At 60.3% G+C, this 17,542-nt stretch carries 18 protein-coding genes; 6 read left to right on the top strand and 12 right to left on the bottom strand.

Annotated elements, in window-relative coordinates:
- Positions 1-33: 33 nt before the first annotated feature.
- Together ACHMXK_RS04070 and ACHMXK_RS04065 are read left to right on the top strand one after the other, a co-directional pair.
- The gene (locus ACHMXK_RS04070; RefSeq protein WP_397437919.1) at positions 34-1,077 is read left to right on the top strand and encodes a CDP-6-deoxy-delta-3,4-glucoseen reductase; all 1,044 of its coding nucleotides are present in this window, start codon (positions 34-36) and stop codon (positions 1,075-1,077) included.
- Positions 1,074-2,045 carry a Bug family tripartite tricarboxylate transporter substrate binding protein gene (locus ACHMXK_RS04065; protein WP_397437917.1) on the top strand — a complete coding sequence of 324 codons (972 nt, stop codon included), beginning with the start codon at positions 1,074-1,076 and terminating at the stop codon, positions 2,043-2,045. Before ACHMXK_RS04070 ends, ACHMXK_RS04065 begins: the two co-directional genes overlap by 4 nt.
- A gap of 64 nt (positions 2,046-2,109) precedes the next feature.
- Here the strand turns inward: ACHMXK_RS04065 and ACHMXK_RS04060 are convergent, their stop codons facing one another.
- The 10 genes from ACHMXK_RS04060 to ACHMXK_RS04015 form a co-directional block, all read right to left on the bottom strand.
- On the bottom strand, positions 2,110-2,637 hold the full coding sequence (locus ACHMXK_RS04060; protein WP_397437915.1) for a GNAT family N-acetyltransferase: 528 nt from the start codon (positions 2,635-2,637) through the stop codon (positions 2,110-2,112).
- A gap of 38 nt (positions 2,638-2,675) precedes the next feature.
- A complete protein-coding gene (locus ACHMXK_RS04055) occupies positions 2,676-3,176 on the bottom strand; it encodes a hypothetical protein (protein WP_397437913.1) in 501 nt (166 codons plus the stop codon).
- A gap of 259 nt (positions 3,177-3,435) precedes the next feature.
- On the bottom strand, positions 3,436-4,152 hold the full coding sequence (locus ACHMXK_RS04050) for an ABC transporter ATP-binding protein (protein WP_397437911.1): 717 nt from the start codon (positions 4,150-4,152) through the stop codon (positions 3,436-3,438).
- 14 nt (positions 4,153-4,166) lie between these two features.
- Positions 4,167-4,934 (bottom strand): ABC transporter ATP-binding protein, encoded by a 768-nt coding sequence (locus tag ACHMXK_RS04045; RefSeq protein WP_397437909.1) that lies wholly within the window; start codon positions 4,932-4,934, stop codon positions 4,167-4,169.
- 9 nt (positions 4,935-4,943) lie between these two features.
- Positions 4,944-6,029, bottom strand: a complete 1,086-nt coding sequence (locus ACHMXK_RS04040) for an ABC transporter ATP-binding protein (RefSeq protein WP_397442436.1) — start codon at positions 6,027-6,029, stop codon at positions 4,944-4,946.
- A 12-nt stretch (positions 6,030-6,041) separates the two neighbouring features.
- The gene (locus tag ACHMXK_RS04035) at positions 6,042-6,971 is read right to left on the bottom strand and encodes a branched-chain amino acid ABC transporter permease (protein ID WP_397437907.1); all 930 of its coding nucleotides are present in this window, start codon (positions 6,969-6,971) and stop codon (positions 6,042-6,044) included.
- Between the two features lie 272 nt (positions 6,972-7,243).
- Complete coding sequence (locus ACHMXK_RS04030) at positions 7,244-8,584, bottom strand: replication-associated recombination protein A (protein ID WP_397437905.1); 1,341 nt, start codon at positions 8,582-8,584, stop codon at positions 7,244-7,246.
- Positions 8,584-9,297, bottom strand: coding sequence for an outer membrane lipoprotein chaperone LolA (gene lolA, locus ACHMXK_RS04025; RefSeq protein WP_397437903.1), 714 nt, complete (start codon positions 9,295-9,297; stop codon positions 8,584-8,586). The genes ACHMXK_RS04030 and lolA overlap by 1 nt, the downstream gene beginning before the upstream one ends.
- 113 nt (positions 9,298-9,410) lie before the next feature.
- The gene (locus tag ACHMXK_RS04020; protein ID WP_397437901.1) at positions 9,411-11,732 is read right to left on the bottom strand and encodes a DNA translocase FtsK; all 2,322 of its coding nucleotides are present in this window, start codon (positions 11,730-11,732) and stop codon (positions 9,411-9,413) included.
- A gap of 70 nt (positions 11,733-11,802) precedes the next feature.
- On the bottom strand, positions 11,803-12,480 hold the full coding sequence (locus ACHMXK_RS04015; RefSeq protein WP_397437899.1) for a Crp/Fnr family transcriptional regulator: 678 nt from the start codon (positions 12,478-12,480) through the stop codon (positions 11,803-11,805).
- A 167-nt stretch (positions 12,481-12,647) separates the two neighbouring features.
- Between ACHMXK_RS04015 and trxB the strand changes: the two genes are divergently transcribed.
- From trxB to rpmG, 3 genes are all read left to right on the top strand, one after another.
- The gene (trxB, locus tag ACHMXK_RS04010; protein WP_397437897.1) at positions 12,648-13,592 is read left to right on the top strand and encodes a thioredoxin-disulfide reductase; all 945 of its coding nucleotides are present in this window, start codon (positions 12,648-12,650) and stop codon (positions 13,590-13,592) included.
- 136 nt (positions 13,593-13,728) lie between these two features.
- Entirely contained in the window at positions 13,729-13,962 is a 234-nt protein-coding gene (gene rpmB / locus ACHMXK_RS04005) for a 50S ribosomal protein L28 (protein ID WP_096666509.1), read from the top strand.
- Between the two features lie 11 nt (positions 13,963-13,973).
- Complete coding sequence (gene rpmG, locus ACHMXK_RS04000) at positions 13,974-14,141, top strand: 50S ribosomal protein L33 (RefSeq protein ID WP_007863188.1); 168 nt, start codon at positions 13,974-13,976, stop codon at positions 14,139-14,141.
- Positions 14,142-14,497: 356 nt separating this feature from the next.
- Here the strand turns inward: rpmG and ACHMXK_RS03995 are convergent, their stop codons facing one another.
- Complete coding sequence (locus ACHMXK_RS03995; RefSeq protein WP_397437895.1) at positions 14,498-15,697, bottom strand: acyl-CoA desaturase; 1,200 nt, start codon at positions 15,695-15,697, stop codon at positions 14,498-14,500.
- Between the two features lie 196 nt (positions 15,698-15,893).
- The gene (locus ACHMXK_RS03990; RefSeq protein WP_397437893.1) at positions 15,894-17,156 is read right to left on the bottom strand and encodes an RsmB/NOP family class I SAM-dependent RNA methyltransferase; all 1,263 of its coding nucleotides are present in this window, start codon (positions 17,154-17,156) and stop codon (positions 15,894-15,896) included.
- Between the two features lie 55 nt (positions 17,157-17,211).
- Here ACHMXK_RS03990 and ACHMXK_RS03985 point away from each other — a divergent pair, with 55 nt between their 5' ends.
- A complete protein-coding gene (locus tag ACHMXK_RS03985) occupies positions 17,212-17,460 on the top strand; it encodes a DUF1653 domain-containing protein (protein ID WP_397437891.1) in 249 nt (82 codons plus the stop codon).
- Positions 17,461-17,542: the final 82 nt, after the last annotated feature.

Below are 17,542 nucleotides of genomic sequence, written 5' to 3'. Positions count from 1 at the left end.
TATGAAACAGGACAACGCCAGAGGATACCCAATATGACTTTTAACGTCACCGTGCTGCCCAGCGGCCGCTCGTTCACCGCCAATCCCGACGAAGCGCTGCTGGCCGCCGCCATCCGCCAGGGCATAGGCATGCCTTATGGCTGCAAGGACGGCGCCTGCGGTTCGTGCAAGTGCAAAAAAATTGAAGGATCGGTCACCCACGGCCCCCACCAGTTGAAAGCCCTGTCACACGAGGAAGAAGCCGCCGGTTTCATCCTGACCTGCTGCGGCGTCGCGCACAGCGACCTGGTGCTGGAATCGCGCCAGGTGACCGATGAAAGCGCTTTCCCGATCAAAAAAATGCCGGTCCGCGTGAACACCCTGGCGCGCGCCTCGCACGACGTGATGATGGTGCGCCTGCAACTGCCGGCCAGCGATGTTTTCAAATACCACGCCGGCCAGTATGTCGAGTTTTTGCTGCGTGACGGCGACCGCCGGGCCTACTCCATGGGCAACGCCCCGCACACCCAGACCGAGAACCCGGGCGTTGAATTACACATCCGCCACATGCCGGGCGGCAAGTTCACCGAACATGTGTTCGGCCCCATGAAAGAAAAAGAAATCCTGCGCATCGAAGGCCCTTACGGCAGCTTCTTCCTGCGTGAAGACAGCGACAAACCCATGGTGCTGCTGGCCTCGGGTACCGGTTTTGCGCCCATCAAGGCGCTGATCGAACACATGCAGTTCAAGGGCATCACGCGCCCGGCCGTCTTGTACTGGGGCGGCCGCCGCCCGGACGATTTGTACATGAACGACTGGGTGCAAACCAAGGTCGCGGAAATGCCCAACCTGAGTTATGTGCCGGTGATCTCCAACGCCCTGCCCGAAGACAACTGGACCGGCCGCACCGGCTTTGTGCACAAGTCCGTGCTGGAAGATTTCCCCGACCTCTCCGGTTACCAGGTCTATGCCTGCGGCGCGCCCATCGTGGTGGATTCGGCCCGGGCCGAGTACAGCGCGCAAGCCCAATTACCCCCGGAGGAGTTTTATGCCGACTCCTTCACCACCGAAGCTGACAAACACAAGGAAGTCGCATGAACCGCCGTCATCTCGTTCTGGGCACCGCCGCCGTCGCGCTGGCCCTGTCCTCCACCTTGGCCCTGGCCCAGCCCAAAATCATGCGCATCATCGTGCCTTATGCACCGGGCGGCCCGATCGACGTGACCGCACGCCTGATGGCCGAAGGTGTCAAGGATTCGCTGGGCACCGTGATCATTGAAAACAAACCCGGCGCCGGCGGCAACATCGGTGTCGATGCGATTGCCAAGGCCGCGCCCGACGGCCTGACCGTGGGGATTGCAGCGGTGGCCACCCATGCCATCAACCCCTGGCTGTTCAGCAAGATGCCTTACAACGCGGCGACCGACTTCGCCCCCATCACCCAAATGGTGCGTGTGCCCAATGTGCTGGTGATGAATGCCGACACCGCCAAACGCCTGCACATCAACAACCTGGCCGACCTGATCAAGTACGCCAAGGCGAATCCGGCCAAACTCAATTACGCCAGCGGCGGCAACGGCAGCGCCGGCCACCTGGCGGGCGAAATGTTCAAGGCGCAGGCCGGCATTTATGCGCTGCACATTCCCTACAACGGCGGCAACCCGGCGCAATTGGCACTGCTGAGCGGTCAGGTCGACTTCAACTTCGACAACCTGGCCACGGCCTCGGCCAACATCAAAGCCGGCAAACTCAAGGCCCTGGCCGTTACCACCGCGACCCGCAGCCCCATGCTGCCCGACGTGCCGGCAGTGGCCGAAATGCTCAAGGGATTTTCCATAGACACCTGGTGGGGTCTGGTGGCCCCGGCCGGCACGCCGAAAGACGTGGTCGCCAAGTTGAACCAGGCCTTTGTCGCCGCGCTCAACTCGCCGGAAGCCAAAACCCGTTTTGCGACGCTGATGGCCGAGCCGGTGGCGAGTTCACCTGAACAGTTCGGCGCCTTCATGAAAAACGAGCTGGCGAAGTACGAAAAAGTCGTGAAAGCCTCGGGCGCCCGCGTCGACTGACGCGCCTAAAGAGCTGCAAGCCTTTTAGGCCCTGTGCCCAGGTGCAACGGGCGCCAGAAGCTATCTAATTGATAGCAAATACCTGCGTCATGTAAACCCCGGCACCGGGGTAAGTGGCCAGGTGGGCCTGCTGCTGCGGGTCGTCCAGCACCTGGACCTGGTAAGCCATGCGGCGCCAGAAAGCTTGCGAGTCCTGGACCGACACCAGCGCGGACGACGCCAGGCCTTCACGCCGCGCCATGTCCAGCGCATGTTGAACCAAGCGCGGGCCCAGCCCCTGGCCGGCCGCCGCGCCGGAGACGGCCAGATCATGCAGGTAAAGGCAGTCGGCGCCAGGCGGTGACTCAAAATGTGCGCCCAGCGGCGTCACCTTGCCCAGCACCGAGCGGTAAGCCACCAGGTAGGCGCACACACCGGAGGGGCCTTGCGCCACCCAGGCGGTGTCTGGAAAACCGTTCAGGCGGGCCCGCAGCGTGGCCTCGTCTTCCAGGAAATGGGGCGGGTAGGCCGTGGCCTGGATCGCGGCAACGCTGGCCAGGTCATCCTGGCGCATACGGCGCACATCCACCGCGACCCCAGTCGACCGGCTCATGGCGCAGACCCCATCAAGCCGCTTGCATCGCTGGCGGATCAACCGGCAGATGACGGTATGGATACGTTCCTGGTCTTTTCCTGACCCGGTTGAGGTGGCCGCACCGTTTTGTGCGTGAACCGGGAAACCTCATCGCCGCCAGTCAACAAATCTCGGGGGCTGCCTTTCTTCTCGGCCAAGTCGAACAGGATTCTTGCAAAACCATCGGCTTGAACCTTGCCCTTCAAGACAACGGCCTTTTCCTCGCCGTCCACCTCGTCAATCGTGACACTGATTTCTTCGCCTTCCTTGTAGCCTTTTGTTCCAATCAAAATGCCAACAGAGTCCGTCGAACCCGCATTTTCAAGTGCCTGGCTGAAATCCGCATTCATCCACGCGGCACTGGTGATTTTTTTGTCGTTGTCTACTTCAGTTCTTACTTCAGTTTTCTGATTTTCAATCGGCCCACTACAGCTGGCGGTTGCCAGGACGACGAAACCTGCCACGCCGGCCATCAGCGTTTTTTTAAGCGCCATGCCAAAAGATTTCATTTTTCCCATGCCCTGATTGTCCTGTGCTTATCAACCTAAGAGCCTGTCTACGATCTCCATGGGGTCGCATCGAGATCGTAGACAGGCTCTAAGGGCACCTTCAGGCAAGGTGTGTGCAGAGACGATGGCCAAACCACAGGCGGTCGGACCAGAGACGGCTTCGACAAGCTCAGCCCGAACGGCTATGCGCATGCGTGGTTTTTGCTATTAATTCAATAGCTACTTGCGCCCGACCCATAAGGGCCAGGGACCTAAAAATCTTAAGGAATCATTCCCCGAGATAAGCCGCCCGCACCCGCGGATCGTCCAGCAAGTCCTTGGCATTCCCGTTCATGGTGACGATGCCGGACTCCATCACATAACCCCTGTCGGCAATGCCCAGCGCACGGCTGGCGTTCTGCTCAACCAGCAAAACCGTGACGCCGCGCGCCGACACATCTTTCACCACCTCGAAAATCTTGTCGACCATGATGGGGGAGAGCCCCATGGACGGTTCGTCCAGCAGCAGAACCCGGGGCCGGCTCATCAGCGCCCGCGCCATGGCCAGCATCTGCTGCTCGCCGCCGCTCATGGTGCCGGCCAGCTGGTCCTTGCGTTCGCGCAGACGCGGGAAGATGCTGAACATTTTTTCGATGTCCGCCGCGATCTCCGGTTTGTCATTGCGGATGTAAGCGCCCATCTGCAGGTTTTCCAGAATCGTCATGCGCGTGAACACGCCGCGGCCTTCCGGCACCATGGCCAGGCCGTCCCGGACCAGGTCCCAGGCGCCTTTGCCCTTGATGCTGTGGCCCAGGTACTCGATGTCGCCGTCGGCCATCGGCAAGGAGCCGGTGATGGCTTTCATGGTGGTGGTTTTACCGGCGCCGTTGGAGCCGATCAAGGTGACAAGTTCGCCCTCATGCACTTCAAAATCAACGCCCTTGACCGCCTTGATGCCACCGTAGGCCACTTTGAGGCCCGTCACTTTAAGCAATGTGTTTGCCATGCTGCTTGATTCCTTCAATGACCGGTGCCGAGATAGGCACTGATCACGGCTTCGTTTTTCTGGACCTCGGCCGGTGCACCTTCGGCAATCTGCTTGCCGTAATCAAGCACGGTGACGCGGTCACACAGCCCCATCACCAGCCTGACGTCGTGTTCGATCAGCAAAATCGTGCGGTTGTCCTTGCGAATCCGGTCTATCAGTTCGCGCAGCTGCACTTTTTCGGTGGCGTTCATGCCGGCGGCGGGTTCGTCGAGGGCGATCAGTTGCGGGTCGGTGGCCAGGGCACGGGCGATTTCCAGGCGGCGCTGGTCACCGTAACTCAGGGTGCGCGCCTTGAAGTCGGCGTATTTGCCTATGCCCACGTAGTCCAGCAGTTCCTGCGCACGTTTGGCAATCGCCGCTTCTTCGGCCTTGAAACTGGGCGTGCGCAACACCGCACCTATCAAGCCGGACTTGGTGCGGATATGCCGGCCCACCATGACGTTTTCCAGCGCGGTCATGTCGGCGAACAGACGGATGTTCTGGAAGGTACGGGCAATACCGGCCTTGGCCACCTCGTGCACCGCGGTCGGTTTGTAAGGCTTGCCGGCCAGCTCGAAGGTGCCGCTGTCTGGCGTGTACAAGCCGGTCAAGACATTGAAAAATGTGGTCTTGCCGGCGCCGTTGGGGCCAATCAGGCCGTAGACCTGGCCGCGCTCGATGTGGATGCCCACATCGCTGAGGGCTTGCAGGCCGCCAAACCGTTTGGAGACCCCGGAGACTTTGAGAATGGTGTCGCTCATGGCCATGCCTTATTTGACGTTCACGTTGGCCAGCGACTTGCCGTGATCGGGTGCCGGCCACAGCCCGCGCGGCCGCGACAGCATGACCAGAATCATGGCCAGCGCAATCAGCAACTGGCGCAGGATGGCGGAGTCCAGACGCCCGCCTGTCATGGCCTGCAGCGGCCCGGCCACATGGCGCAAGACCTCGGGCAAGGCGGCCAGCAGCAAGGCGCCCAGAATGACACCGGGCAAATGGCCGATGCCACCCAGCACCACCATGGCCACAATCATCACCGACTCCATCAGGCTGAAGGACTCGGGCGACACAAAACCCTGGAAGGCCGCAAACATGGCGCCGGACACACCGCCAAAGGTGGCGCCCATGCCGAAGGCCAGCAGTTTGAGGTTGCGGGTGTTGATGCCCATGGCCTTGGCGGCGATTTCGTCTTCGCGAATTGCCATCCAGGCACGGCCGGTGCGTGAATTTTCCAGGCGGTGGCAGATCACCACAGACACAATCACCAGCGCCAGGAACAGGTAGTAATACATGGAGACCGAGGTCACCTCGATGCCGAAAAAGCTGTGGCTCTTGCCCAGGTCGAAACCAAAAAACTTCATCGAGTCGATCTGATTAATACCTTTGGGCCCGTTGGTCAGGTTGATCGGGCGGTCCAGGTTGTTCAGGAACACACGGATGATTTCACCAAAACCCAGGGTCACAATCGCCAGGTAGTCGCCGCGCAACTTCAAGGTGGGCGCACCCAGGAGGATGCCAAAAAAACCGGCCACCCCGGCCGCCATCGGAATGACCGCCCAGATCGGCAAATGCAGCCCGTTCGGAAAAGCCGCCGCCACCGCCGGAAAAGCACTGGCCAGGTGCGGCGAGCCGAGCAGCGCGTACATATACGCGCCGACGGCAAAAAAGGCGACGTAACCCAGATCCAGCAGGCCGGCATAACCCACCACGATGTTCAGGCCCAGCGCCAGCAAGACATACAGCAAGGCCATGTCGACAATACGCACCCAGGCGTTGCCGCCCTGCTGCAGCAAGACCGGCAACACCAGCAGGGCCAGCGCCACCACCAGGAAAGAAAGGAGTCTGTGTTTTTTCATCATCATGGGCTCCTAGGCGCGGTCGGCCACACGTTCACCCAGCAGGCCCGAGGGCCGCAGTGTGAGCACAAAAATCAGCACGATAAAAGCAAAGATGTCGGAGTACTGGCTGCCCAGCACGCCGCCGGTCCAGGTGCTGAGGTAACCCCCGCCTATGGCCTCGATCAGCCCCAGCAGGACACCGCCCAACACTGCGCCGCCCAGGTTGCCGATGCCGCCAAACACCGCGGCCGTGAAGGCCTTGAGACCGGGCAAAAAACCCATGGTGTGTTGCACCGTGCCGTAGTTGGAGGCGTACATCACGCCGGCCAGCGCCGCCAGCACGGCGCCTATGATGAAAGTCGCTGAAATGACGGTGTCGGGCTTGACCCCCATCAGGGCCGCCACGCGCGGGTTTTCCGCCGTGGCGCGCATGGCCCGGCCCAGTCGGGTGTAGTGCACCAGCCACATCAGCACCGACAAGGAAACCACGGTCGCGCCCAGGATAAAAATCTGCGTGACGGTGATCACGGCGCCACCCACCTGGAAGGGCTCGGCCGGCAACAAGGTGGGATAAGGTTTGTAGTTGGGTTTCCAGATGATCATGGCCAGCGTCTGCAGCAGCAGCGACATGCCGATGGCGGTGATCAGCGGCGCCAGCTTGGGCGAGTTGCGCAGCGGCCGGTAAGCTATTTTTTCGATCGCGAAGTTGAGTGCGCCGCAGACGACGAAAGCAATCAGCAGCGAGATCAGCAGAATCACCCAGCCGGGTGTGCCGGGCATGGCTTCCTGCATCCAACGGATGATGGTCCAGCTGGTCAGCGCGCCCACCATCAACACTTCGCCGTGCGCGAAGTTGATCAGGTTGATGATGCCGTAGACCATGGTGTAACCCAGGGCGACCAGGGCATACATGCTGCCGAGGACCAGTCCATTGATGATCTGCTGAAGCAAAACTTCCATGACGCACTCTCCCGTTGAGTTCAGGTTGCCAACTCTGCCTTGCACCAGGCCTGGCTGCGTCCAATGGGGTTACCACGGGATCGCCCGAGTTAACAAAAAGCCCGCCTATCAAAACCAGCAAACTGGCTGGGCTTGGGTGGCGAGCTAATTCGCAAATTGTAGCCACGGCTCTCTAGCGAGAATCGGGCCAGGAGCCTCGTTTTTGCGGGGTTTACCCTTGAGAAAATATATATTTTTAACCCACCCGCCGTGATCGGCGGGGCGGGTTGGGCTCAGCTTTTTTGCGCGTTTTTCAGCTTCAGCTCGTTCAACTTGTCGGCGATCCGGATTTCGAGTCCGCGGTTCACCGGCCGGTAAAAATCGGGCGCGGCCATGCCGTCGGGGAAATAGGTTTCGCCGGCGGCAAAACCGTCTTCCTCGTCGTGCGCATAACGGTAGTTTTTGCCGTAGTCCAACTCTTTCATGAGTTTGGTCGGTGCATTGCGCAGGTGCAGCGGCACCGGTCGTGTGCCGTCTTTTTTCACGAAGGCCTTGGCCTCGTTAAACGCCTTGTAGACCGCGTTGGACTTGGGCGCCACGGCCAGGTAGACCACACATTCGGCCAGCGCCAATTCACCTTCGGGTGAACCCAGGCGTTCGTAAACCTCGGCCGCGTCCAGCGCCAGGCGCAAGGCGCGCGGGTCGGCCAGACCGATGTCTTCGCTGGCCATGCGTATCAGGCGCCGCGCCATGTATTTGGGCTCGGCCCCGCCGTCCAGCATACGTATCAGCCAATAAAGGGCAGCGTCCGGGTCTGAGCCACGCACCGATTTGTGCAGCGCCGAGATGGTGTCGTAAAACTGCTCGCCACCCTTGTCATAACGACGCAGTTGCTGGCCCAAGACCTTGAGCAGCCAGGCCGCGGTGACCTCCAGGCCGTCGCTCTTTTTTTCGCGCTGGGCCGCCACCCCCAGGGACTCCAGGGTGTTGAGCAGGCGCCGCGCATCGCCATCGGCATAGGCCACGAGTTTGTCGATTGCTTCAGTCGCTATGCTTTTAATAGCTATCAGCGCCCGTTCCGAAAGGACCTTGGCTATTATTCTCTTAAGATCTTCTTCCGCCAACGGTTGCAGCACATACACGGCCGCGCGTGACAACAAGGCGGAGTTGACTTCAAACGACGGGTTCTCGGTGGTCGCACCTATGAAGGTGAACAAGCCACTTTCCACATGCGGCAAAAAAGCATCCTGCTGGGACTTGTTGAAGCGGTGCACCTCGTCGACAAACACAATCGTGCGTTTGCCGCTTTGCGCCTGCCAGATGCTCGCCTGCTCGACCGCTTCGCGGATGTCCTTGACGCCGCCCAGCACCGCCGAGATGGTGATGAAATGCGCGTCAAAACTGCTGGCCATCAGGCGCGCCAGCGTGGTTTTTCCGACGCCGGGCGGCCCCCACAAAATACAGCTGTGCGGCTGGCCCGATTCAAAGGCGATGCGCAACGGCATGTCTTCGCCCAGCAGATGTTGCTGGCCGATCACCTCACCCAGGGTTTGCGGCCTGAACCGTTCGGCCAGCGGCGCGCCTGCCCGGACCTCCGTGCCCTGGCCAAACGGTGACTCGGTATGCGCAGCCATTACTGGCGGATCACGTCGGCACCGGCCGGCGGCTTGAATTGAAAGCTGGCGGCGCCCAAGGCGGGGTTGACCTCAAAGTTGTTAAAGGTCATGACCGAACGCTGGCCGAAACTGTCGAGAATTTCCAGCACGGCCAGCTCGCTGCCCTTGCTGCTTTCGCGGAAACCCACGGTGATGCTTTGCACCTGGCCGTCCTTGGTTTTCGGCGTGGCCAAGACCCATTCGAGGCCGTCCTTGGCGGGCTGCGGCGCCAGGGTGAAATCGGCCTGCAAGGCCTTGAGGTCCGCGGCTGCGGCAATCACGGCGGCCGGCGTGCCGCTCAGCACCTGGGTGAGTTTGCGCGCGGTGACCTGGTTCAGGTCCACGTCGTACAACCACAAGGTCTGGCCATCGGACACGATGCTTTGCTCAAACGGTTTTTTATAGACAAACTTGAAACGGTTGGGGCGCAAAAACTCAAAACTGCCACTGGAGGTTTTGGTTTTGGCGGCTTGCCCGTCGCGTGGCGGGCTGGTCACCACCTGGGTGAAAGCAGCGCGCCCGCTTTTCGTGTTCTTGACAAAAGCTTCCAGGCTTTCCAGGCCACTGACCGTGGCCACCTGGGCGCTGGCTGCTATAGAAAAAACAGCAACACAGATTCCCAGCGTCGCACGCAGGGCGCCGGTAAAAGAGCGTGGGAGGTTGGCGCTGAAGGAGGGAAAAATAGGGGTCATGATTTTTTCAAGGTTGGCTTGGCAAAGCGGCCAGGCGGTACACAGGACTGTCGGACTCCCGCGCCGGGGATTGGTTGCCTGAACTCGGTATCGCGCCGGTAAAGGCTGCTCGCTCATCCTTCGGCGCGAGCGGGTACCAGGATTTCGCGTTGCCCGCTGCCCGACATGGCGCTGACCATGCCGGATTTTTCCATCTCTTCGAGCATGCGGGCGGCGCGGTTGTAACCAATTTTCAGATGCCGCTGCACCAGCGAGATTGAGGCCTTGCGGTTTTTCAGCACAATCTCCACGGCCTGGTCGTACATCGGGTCCTTGTCGCCCTCGCCGCTGCCGCCCCCATCTCCCAACGAATCGCCGTCGCCATCGACCGTGCCGCCTTCCAGCACGCCGTCGATGTAATTGGGTTCACCCTGCTGCTTGAGATAAGCCACCACGCGATGCACCTCGTCGTCGCTGACAAAAGCGCCGTGTACACGAATCGGAAAACCGGTGCCACTGGGCATGTACAACATGTCACCCATGCCCAGCAGCGCTTCGGCACCCATCTGGTCCAGGATGGTGCGGCTGTCGATTTTGCTGCTGACCTGGAAGGACAAACGGGTCGGGATGTTGGCCTTGATCAGGCCGGTGATCACGTCCACGCTGGGGCGCTGCGTGGCCAGCACCAGGTGGATACCGGCGGCACGGGCTTTTTGCGCCAGGCGGGCAATCAGCTCTTCAATTTTCTTGCCAACCACCATCATCAGGTCGGCCAGTTCGTCGATCACCACCACGATGTAAGGCAGGCGCTCCAGCGGTTCGGGCTGCTCGGGTGTCAGGCTGAAGGGGTTGTAGATGAATTCGCCCTTGGCCTTGGCTTCGTCGATCTTGACGTTGTAACCGGCCAGATTGCGCACACCCATCTTGCTCATCAGTTTGTAGCGCTTTTCCATCTCGGCCACACACCAGTTCAGGCCGTGTGCGGCCTGCCGCATGTCGGTGACCACGGGCGCCAGCAGGTGCGGAATGCCTTCGTAAACACTCATCTCCAGCATCTTGGGGTCGATCAGCAGCAGGCGCACGTCGCGCGCATCGGCCTTGTAGAGCAGGCTCAAAATCATGGCGTTGATACCCACCGACTTGCCTGAACCGGTGGTGCCGGCGACCAGGCAATGCGGCATCTTCGCCAGGTCGGCCACCACCGGGCTGCCGCTGATGTCCTTGCCCAGGCCGATCGTCAGCATGGACTTGGCTTCGTTGTAGACCTGCGAGCCCAAAATTTCGCTGAGCTTGATGGACTGGCGTTTGGCGTTGGGCAACTCCAGCGCCATGTAGTTTTTGCCGGGAATGGTTTCGATCACACGAATCGACACCAGGCTCAGCGCACGCGCCAGGTCCTTGGCCAGGTTGACAATTTGCGCACCCTTGACGCCGGTGGCCGGCTCGATTTCGTAACGTGTGATGACCGGGCCGGGTGCCGCCGCCACCACCCGCACTTCCACGCCGAAATCCTTGAGTTTTTTCTCGATCAGGCGCGAGGTCATCTCCAATGTCTCGGGCGCCACGGTCTCCTGCCGTATCAACGCGCCATCCAGCAGGGACACTTGCGGCAACTTGGAGTCGGGCATTTCGCTGAACAGCGGTTTTTGCCGTTCCTTGGCCACCCGCTCGCTTTTGGGAATCTCGACCAAGGTCGGTTCGATCTGCACCGGCACCGGGTGATGTTCTTCGATCTCTATGCGTTCTTCCTGCAGGGTCACTTCGCGCTGGCGCGCGGCAACCCGGCCCACGGCCACGTCTTCGGCAATCTCGCGTTTTTCCCGGCGCGACTCGACCAGCTCGTCCAGCCAGGCACCTAGGCGCTGCGCGACATGCGCCCACGAAAAAGCAAACACCACAGACACCGCAATCACGCCGACCGCAATCCAGACCAGGCCTGAGCCGGTGAAGCCCAGCCACTTCATACTGGTCGGCCCGGCCAGATAACCCAACACGCCGCCGGCATCGCCGGGCAGCTTGGCTTCAAAACGGTACAAGCGCGACCACTCCAGCGCCGTGCTGGCCAGCAGCAGCAAGGCCAGGCTGGACCAGAATTTGGTGCGACTGAGCGCGGTGCGAAGCACCTGCTGACCGCGCAAGCCACGCGCCAGCGAAGCCAGCCAGGCGCGCACGCCCACCGCCACGGCCCACCACACGGAAAAACCAAACAGGTAATAACTGGCATCGGCCAGCCACGCCCCCAAACGCCCGCCCCAGTTGTGAATCACGGCTTCGCTGCCGCCCGTGGTGGACCAGGCCGCGTCCTGCGGCGCATAACTGATCAAGGCCACTAGCCAGAAGACCAGCGCGAGCAGGCCGAGGATCAGGCTGACTTCACGTGCGAAGCGTTTCACGCCGCCCACCGGGGCTGCGGCGGCAGAGTTTCTGGAGTTCAAGGTGTCGAGTGAATAAGTCATAAAACCAGCGCTGAGCTTACCTCAGTTGAACAGGTTCTCATGACGGAAAAGGCCGCGAAAAAAGTACGTCTCAGCCCAGGGTGTTGAGCCTGTCCTTGACCCAGGTCGCACCGTCTAATCGTGTCTCGATGTAACCACGCTCTTCCAGGTCTTTCATCACACGGCTGACCATCTCGCGCGAAGCGCCCACCATCTTGGCCAGGTCCTGGCGCGAGACCTTCTCACGAATGATGGTGTTGCCATCGCCGTCCAGCGCGGCTGACTCCAGCAAGGCCCGGGCGACCCGGCCGTACACATCCATCAGGGCCAGCGATTCGATCTTGCGGTCCGCCTGGCGCAGGCGCTGCACCAGTCCTCGCATCACCGCATAAGCCATGGAGCCGTTTTCCGGCAGGCAACGCGCAAACTCCTGCCGGCCCACCATCAACACGTCGGTCTGGATCTCGGTGCGCACCGTGGCCGAATGCGGCTCGCTGTCGATCAGGCTCATCTCGCCGATGTAGTCGCCGGGGTTCATGGTGGCCAGGATCACCTCCCGGCCCCGGGCATCGGTGGTCACAACACGTGCCCGCCCGGTCAGGATGATGGCCAGGGCGTTGGACTGTTTGCCCTGCTCGACAATCGCTTCGCCGCGTTTGTAGCGGCGTTTGGTCACCGCCGCGGCCACCGACTCCGCCTGCGCGGCCGTCAGTATCGAAAACAAAGGAACCCGGCGAATCAGTTCCAGGTTAGAGACCATCGTTGACATAACAAACTTCTCCAGATCGCGCCGCCGAATGGACTTCACGCGGGTTCTTACAATACATGTGTTGTACCAGCCAATTTCCCGGGCTTCAGGGTTTGAAACCCTGAGACCAACCCCAACTGCTTGCAACTCTAACTGAGTTCCCAAGCTTTCCCCACCAGGTTTTCAACATGACTCACTCTAAAGTACTCATTTTGGGTTCAGGCCCCGCAGGTTACACAGCCGCTGTTTATGCGGCCCGCGCCAACCTCAACCCGGTGCTGATCACAGGCATCGCCCAGGGCGGCCAGCTCATGACCACCACCGACGTGGACAACTGGCCTGCCGATGCACAAGGTGTCCAGGGACCCGACCTGATGCAACGCTTTCTTGAACATGCGGAACGCTTCAAGACAGAAATCATCTTCGACCACATCAACAAGGTTGATTTCAGCAAACGCCCTTTCACCTTGACCGGCGACAGTGGCACCTACACCTGCGACTCGCTGATCATTGCGACCGGCGCCTCGGCAAAATACCTGGGCCTGGAAACAGAAACCGCCTTCATGGGCCGGGGCGTGTCAGGCTGCGCCACCTGTGACGGATTTTTCTACCGCGAGCAGAAAGTCTGCGTGGTCGGTGGCGGCAACACCGCCGTGGAGGAAGCTCTCTACCTGTCCAACATCGCCAGCAAGGTCTACCTGGTGCACAGGCGCGACAAGTTCAAGGCCGAAGCCATCCTCATCGACAAGCTCCACGAAAAAGTGGCGGCCGGCAAGATCGAGTTGAAACTCAATCAGACCCTGGATGAAGTGCTGGGCGACAGCTCGGGCGTCAACGGCGTGCGGCTCAAAAGCACACACAGCGGCGCAACCGAAGACCTCAAGCTGCAAGGCTGTTTTATCGCCATTGGCCACCAGCCCAATACCGACATTTTCGCCGGCCAGCTGGAGATGAAAGACGGCTACATCATCACCAAAACCGGCTTGCAGGGTTTTGCCACCATGACCAGCGTGCCCGGCGTGTTTGCCGCCGGTGATGTGCAAGACCATGTGTACCGCCAGGCCATCACCAGTGCCGGTACCGGCTGCATGGCGGCACTCGATGCACAACGCTTCCTGGAGCAGAGCAACTGACCCCGAATTGAGCGGCCGTTTGGCCGGCTCGATACACGCGACTTGATGGCAATTTGTTTTCAGGTTATAATCAAGGGCTTAGCTGAGCGACCTTCTGGTTTCAGCATCCTTTTTCTTTTTTATACGGAGAGTGCTCATGGCACGCGTCTGTCAGGTAACGGGCAAAGGCCCGATGGTGGGAAACAATGTTTCTCACGCGAACAACAAAACCAAACGCCGGTTTTTGCCTAATCTGCAATACCGCCGTTTCTGGGTCGAAACTGAAAACCGTTGGGTGCGTCTGCGCACGTCCAGCGCTGGTCTGCGTCTCGTTGACAAGCTCGGCATCGATGCGGTCCTGGTGGACCTTCGTGCCCGCGGTGAAATCTAAGGAGAATCATCATGGCTAAAGGCGCACGCGAAAAAATCAAGCTGGAATCAACTGCCGGCACGGGTCATTTCTACACGACCACCAAAAACAAGAAAACCACGCCTGACAAGATGCTGATCATGAAATTTGATCCTAAAGCACGTAAGCATGTGGAATACAAAGAGATCAAGCTGAAGTAATTCAGCCTGATTCAGCGATGCTTGTCGTCGCTTTTAAAAAACCCGCTGGTCTCCCGCGGGTTTTTTTATGCCTGCTCGAAACTGATGTGAATGCAAATGATGAGGCCCACCCTCACCTTGCATACCGCATCACCTAGCTTGCCCGCTTGCCAAAAAGCATGCGCCCGGTCTCCTGGCACGGCACAGAAAACAACACCCGCAGCACGTCTCAGCACCACGCGCCGGCAGACCTGATCGCAAGCACCTGAGACAAGCCCCGCAAACCATGCGCCCATGAAAAAGGCTGCAGCAGCGGGTGACGCTGGTGCAGCCTGAATCAGGGAGCTGCCCGCCAAAGCGGGCTGGGTGATGAAAACTTAGGCGCGTGCGGCGCGCAGGTTCATGGAGAAATCACGCAAGGCGGCAATGCCGCTTTCCTCGGCGCGGCGGCACCAGGCCTGCAGATCGCCGGCCAGCTGCTCACGCGAGGCCGAAGTGGACAACCACATCTGGCGCAACTCTTCACGCATGGTGACCATTTTGTCCAGCACCGGATGTTCGGCACGGGCTTGCGCAATCTGGGGCTTGGCAGCCGCTGGCACCTTGTCGTCGTCGCGGTGCAACCAGCGGTTGGCAGCCTGCAGCACCGAGATGTCGGCCTTGCGGGCTTTCAGCACTTCGATTTCGGCCTGGCCGGCACGGCGCAATTCACGCGCAAACCCGGCCATCACTTCGTAGCGGTGAGCAATCAGGGCTTCCAGGGTTTTCTCGTCGGCCACGGGCTGGATGGAACCCAGTTGCAGCTTGGGCGGCACCTTCTTGACGGTCGCCAGGCCCACTTTTTCCATGGCCCGGATATAAACCCAGCCAATGTCGAATTCGTAAGGCTTGACCGAGAACTTGGCCGACGTGGGGTAGGTGTGGTGGTTGTTGTGCAACTCTTCGCCACCAATCATGATGCCCCAGGGCGAAATATTGGTGCTGGCGTCTGGCGCCTCGAAATTGCGGTAGCCCCAGTAGTGGCCAATGCCATTGATGATGCCGGCAGCCGTCACGGGAATCCAGACCATTTGCACAGCCCAGACCGCCAGACCGGCCACGCCAAACAAAGCCAGGTTGATGATCATCATCAAGCCCACGCCCTGCCAGCTGTAACGCGTGTAGACATTGCGCTCGACCCAGTCGTTCGGCGTGCCGTGGCCATACTTGACCATGGTTTCCTTGTTCTTGCTTTCGGCGCGGTACAACTCGGCACCTTCCCAGAACACCTTCTTGATGCCATAGGCCTGCGGGCTGTGTGGATCTTCAGCGGTTTCGCATTTGGCGTGGTGCTTGCGGTGGATAGAGACCCACTCCTTGGTGACCTGGCCCGTGCCCAGCCACAGCCAGAAGCGGAAAAAATGCGCCGGAATGGCGTGCAAATCCATGGCGCGGTGCGCCTGATGGCGGTGCAGATAAATCGTCACGCTGGCGATGGTGATGTGGGTCGTCACCAAGGTGTACAGCACGATTTGCCACCAGCTAGCGTTTACCAGTCCATTAGCCAGCCAGTCGAGGGCGGCGTCAAACACGATCATGTAAAAAATCCTTTAAACAGCGATCCATAGCAACACCCCGCGCTCATGCGGCCAAGCCTGTGCCAGATCAACACTCTATTGTAGGCGTCGCCCCAGGAATCACCAAACAGTAACCCCGGGAAACCCGGTTTTTAAGCAAAAGCACTCAAAATGGCCGATAGACGTCAAAAAATTTGTCATCTACCGCCTTTTATCCTCAAATTACTTGAGCCTTTTGCCAAACGGCAGCAAAAAATCCATCGGTGCCATGCAGGTAGGGCCAGAGGCGCAAATAGGGGCCGCTACAGAGTTTGGCGGCGCCTTCCACTCCCATATGGGTCAAAATCCCGCTGGCTTCAAGAGGTGTGAAATCTTTATTGGCCTCGCCAAAAGCCTGGGCAATCGCCTCGTTTTCGTCCTGCAGCACGCTGCAAGTGGCGTACACCAACCGGCCGCCAGGTTTGAGCAGCCGCGCCGCACTTTGCAAAATGCCCGCTTGTTTGACCGTCAGTTCTTCAATTGCCTTGGGGCTTTGCCGCCATTTCAGGTCGGGGTTGCGCCTGAGGGTGCCCAGGCCGGAGCACGGGGCATCGATCAGCACGCGGTCAATCTTGCCGGCCAGGCGCTTGATGCGCTCGTCACGTTCGTGGGCAATGGCCACCGGATGCACGTTGGACAGGCCGCTGCGCGCCAGACGCGGCTTCAAGGCGTCCAGGCGGTGGCCGGAGGTGTCAAAGGCGTACAAGCGCCCAGTGTTGCGCATGCTGGCACCCAGCGCCAGGGTCTTGCCGCCGGCGCCGGCGCAGAAATCCACCACCATTTCGCCGCGTTTGGCATCCAGCAGCAGGGCCAGCAGTTGCGACCCCTCGTCCTGCACCTCGATGGCACCCCGTGTGAAGGCATTCAGCTTGTTGAGCGCCGGTTTGGTGCTCAGCCGCAAGCCCCAGGGCGAATACGGCGTTGCTACGGTTTTGATAGCTTCCTTCGCAAGCTCTTTCTGAACTTCAGCCCGTTTATCCTTCAAGGTGTTGACGCGAAGATCGAGGCCGGCAGGGGCATTCAGGCTTTCGACCAGCGGCCAGAAGTCATCCCCCAGCTGGGCCTTGAGCGGCTCGACCAGCCACTGCGGCAGGTTGTGGCGATGCAACTCCATCAGGTCCGCCGGTTTGACCTGGTCGCAACGGGCCAGCCAGTCTTTTTCAGGCTCGGTCAAGGCGCCCAGCAAAAAATCGCGTTCGGCCGCAAAGCCCAGGATGGCCAGGCGCCGCTCCAGCGGGCCGCTGCCATGCTGCGCCAGGTAGGTGTAGAGATTCTTTTTACGCAGCACGCCGTAAATCGTTTCCGCCACCGTGGCCCGCTCCCGCGGGCCGAGGCGCTGCTCGCGAAAATGGCGCGACACCACCATGTCGGCGGGGTGATCAAATTTGAGAACCTGCTTGAGAAGCTCGGAACAACTGTCGAGTAAGGCGTTAGGATGCATAGCCCCTATTGTCCCACCCCAGGCCTACGACGCGCCTTTTGCTATCTTGATGACCATGTCCGACGCCCTCCCGCCCCTGATCCTGACCCCGCCCGGCCTCTACCGCCACTACAAAGGTTTGATGTATGAAGTGGTGGGCACGGTGCGCCACAGCGAAAGCCTGGAGCCCCTGACCCTGTACCGCGCCTTGTATGGCGAACAAGGCCTGTGGGTGCGGCCGGCCGCGATGTTCAATGAAGAGGTGGTGATTAACGGGATACGCCAGCCGCGTTTCGCGAAACAACCCGACTCAGTACCGGAGTAAGGAAGCAACGGCCGCAGCGCCGGGCCGCCCCAAGCAAGGCCAGCCCCCTCTGGGGGCAGCGCATTACACGCAGTGTTCTCGA

Source organism: Polaromonas sp. UC242_47 (assembly GCF_044452385.1).
Taxonomy (GTDB): Bacteria; Pseudomonadota; Gammaproteobacteria; order Burkholderiales; family Burkholderiaceae_C; genus Polaromonas.
Note: the sequence above shows the minus strand (reverse complement) of the source record. Positions and strands in the feature narration are given on the sequence as shown.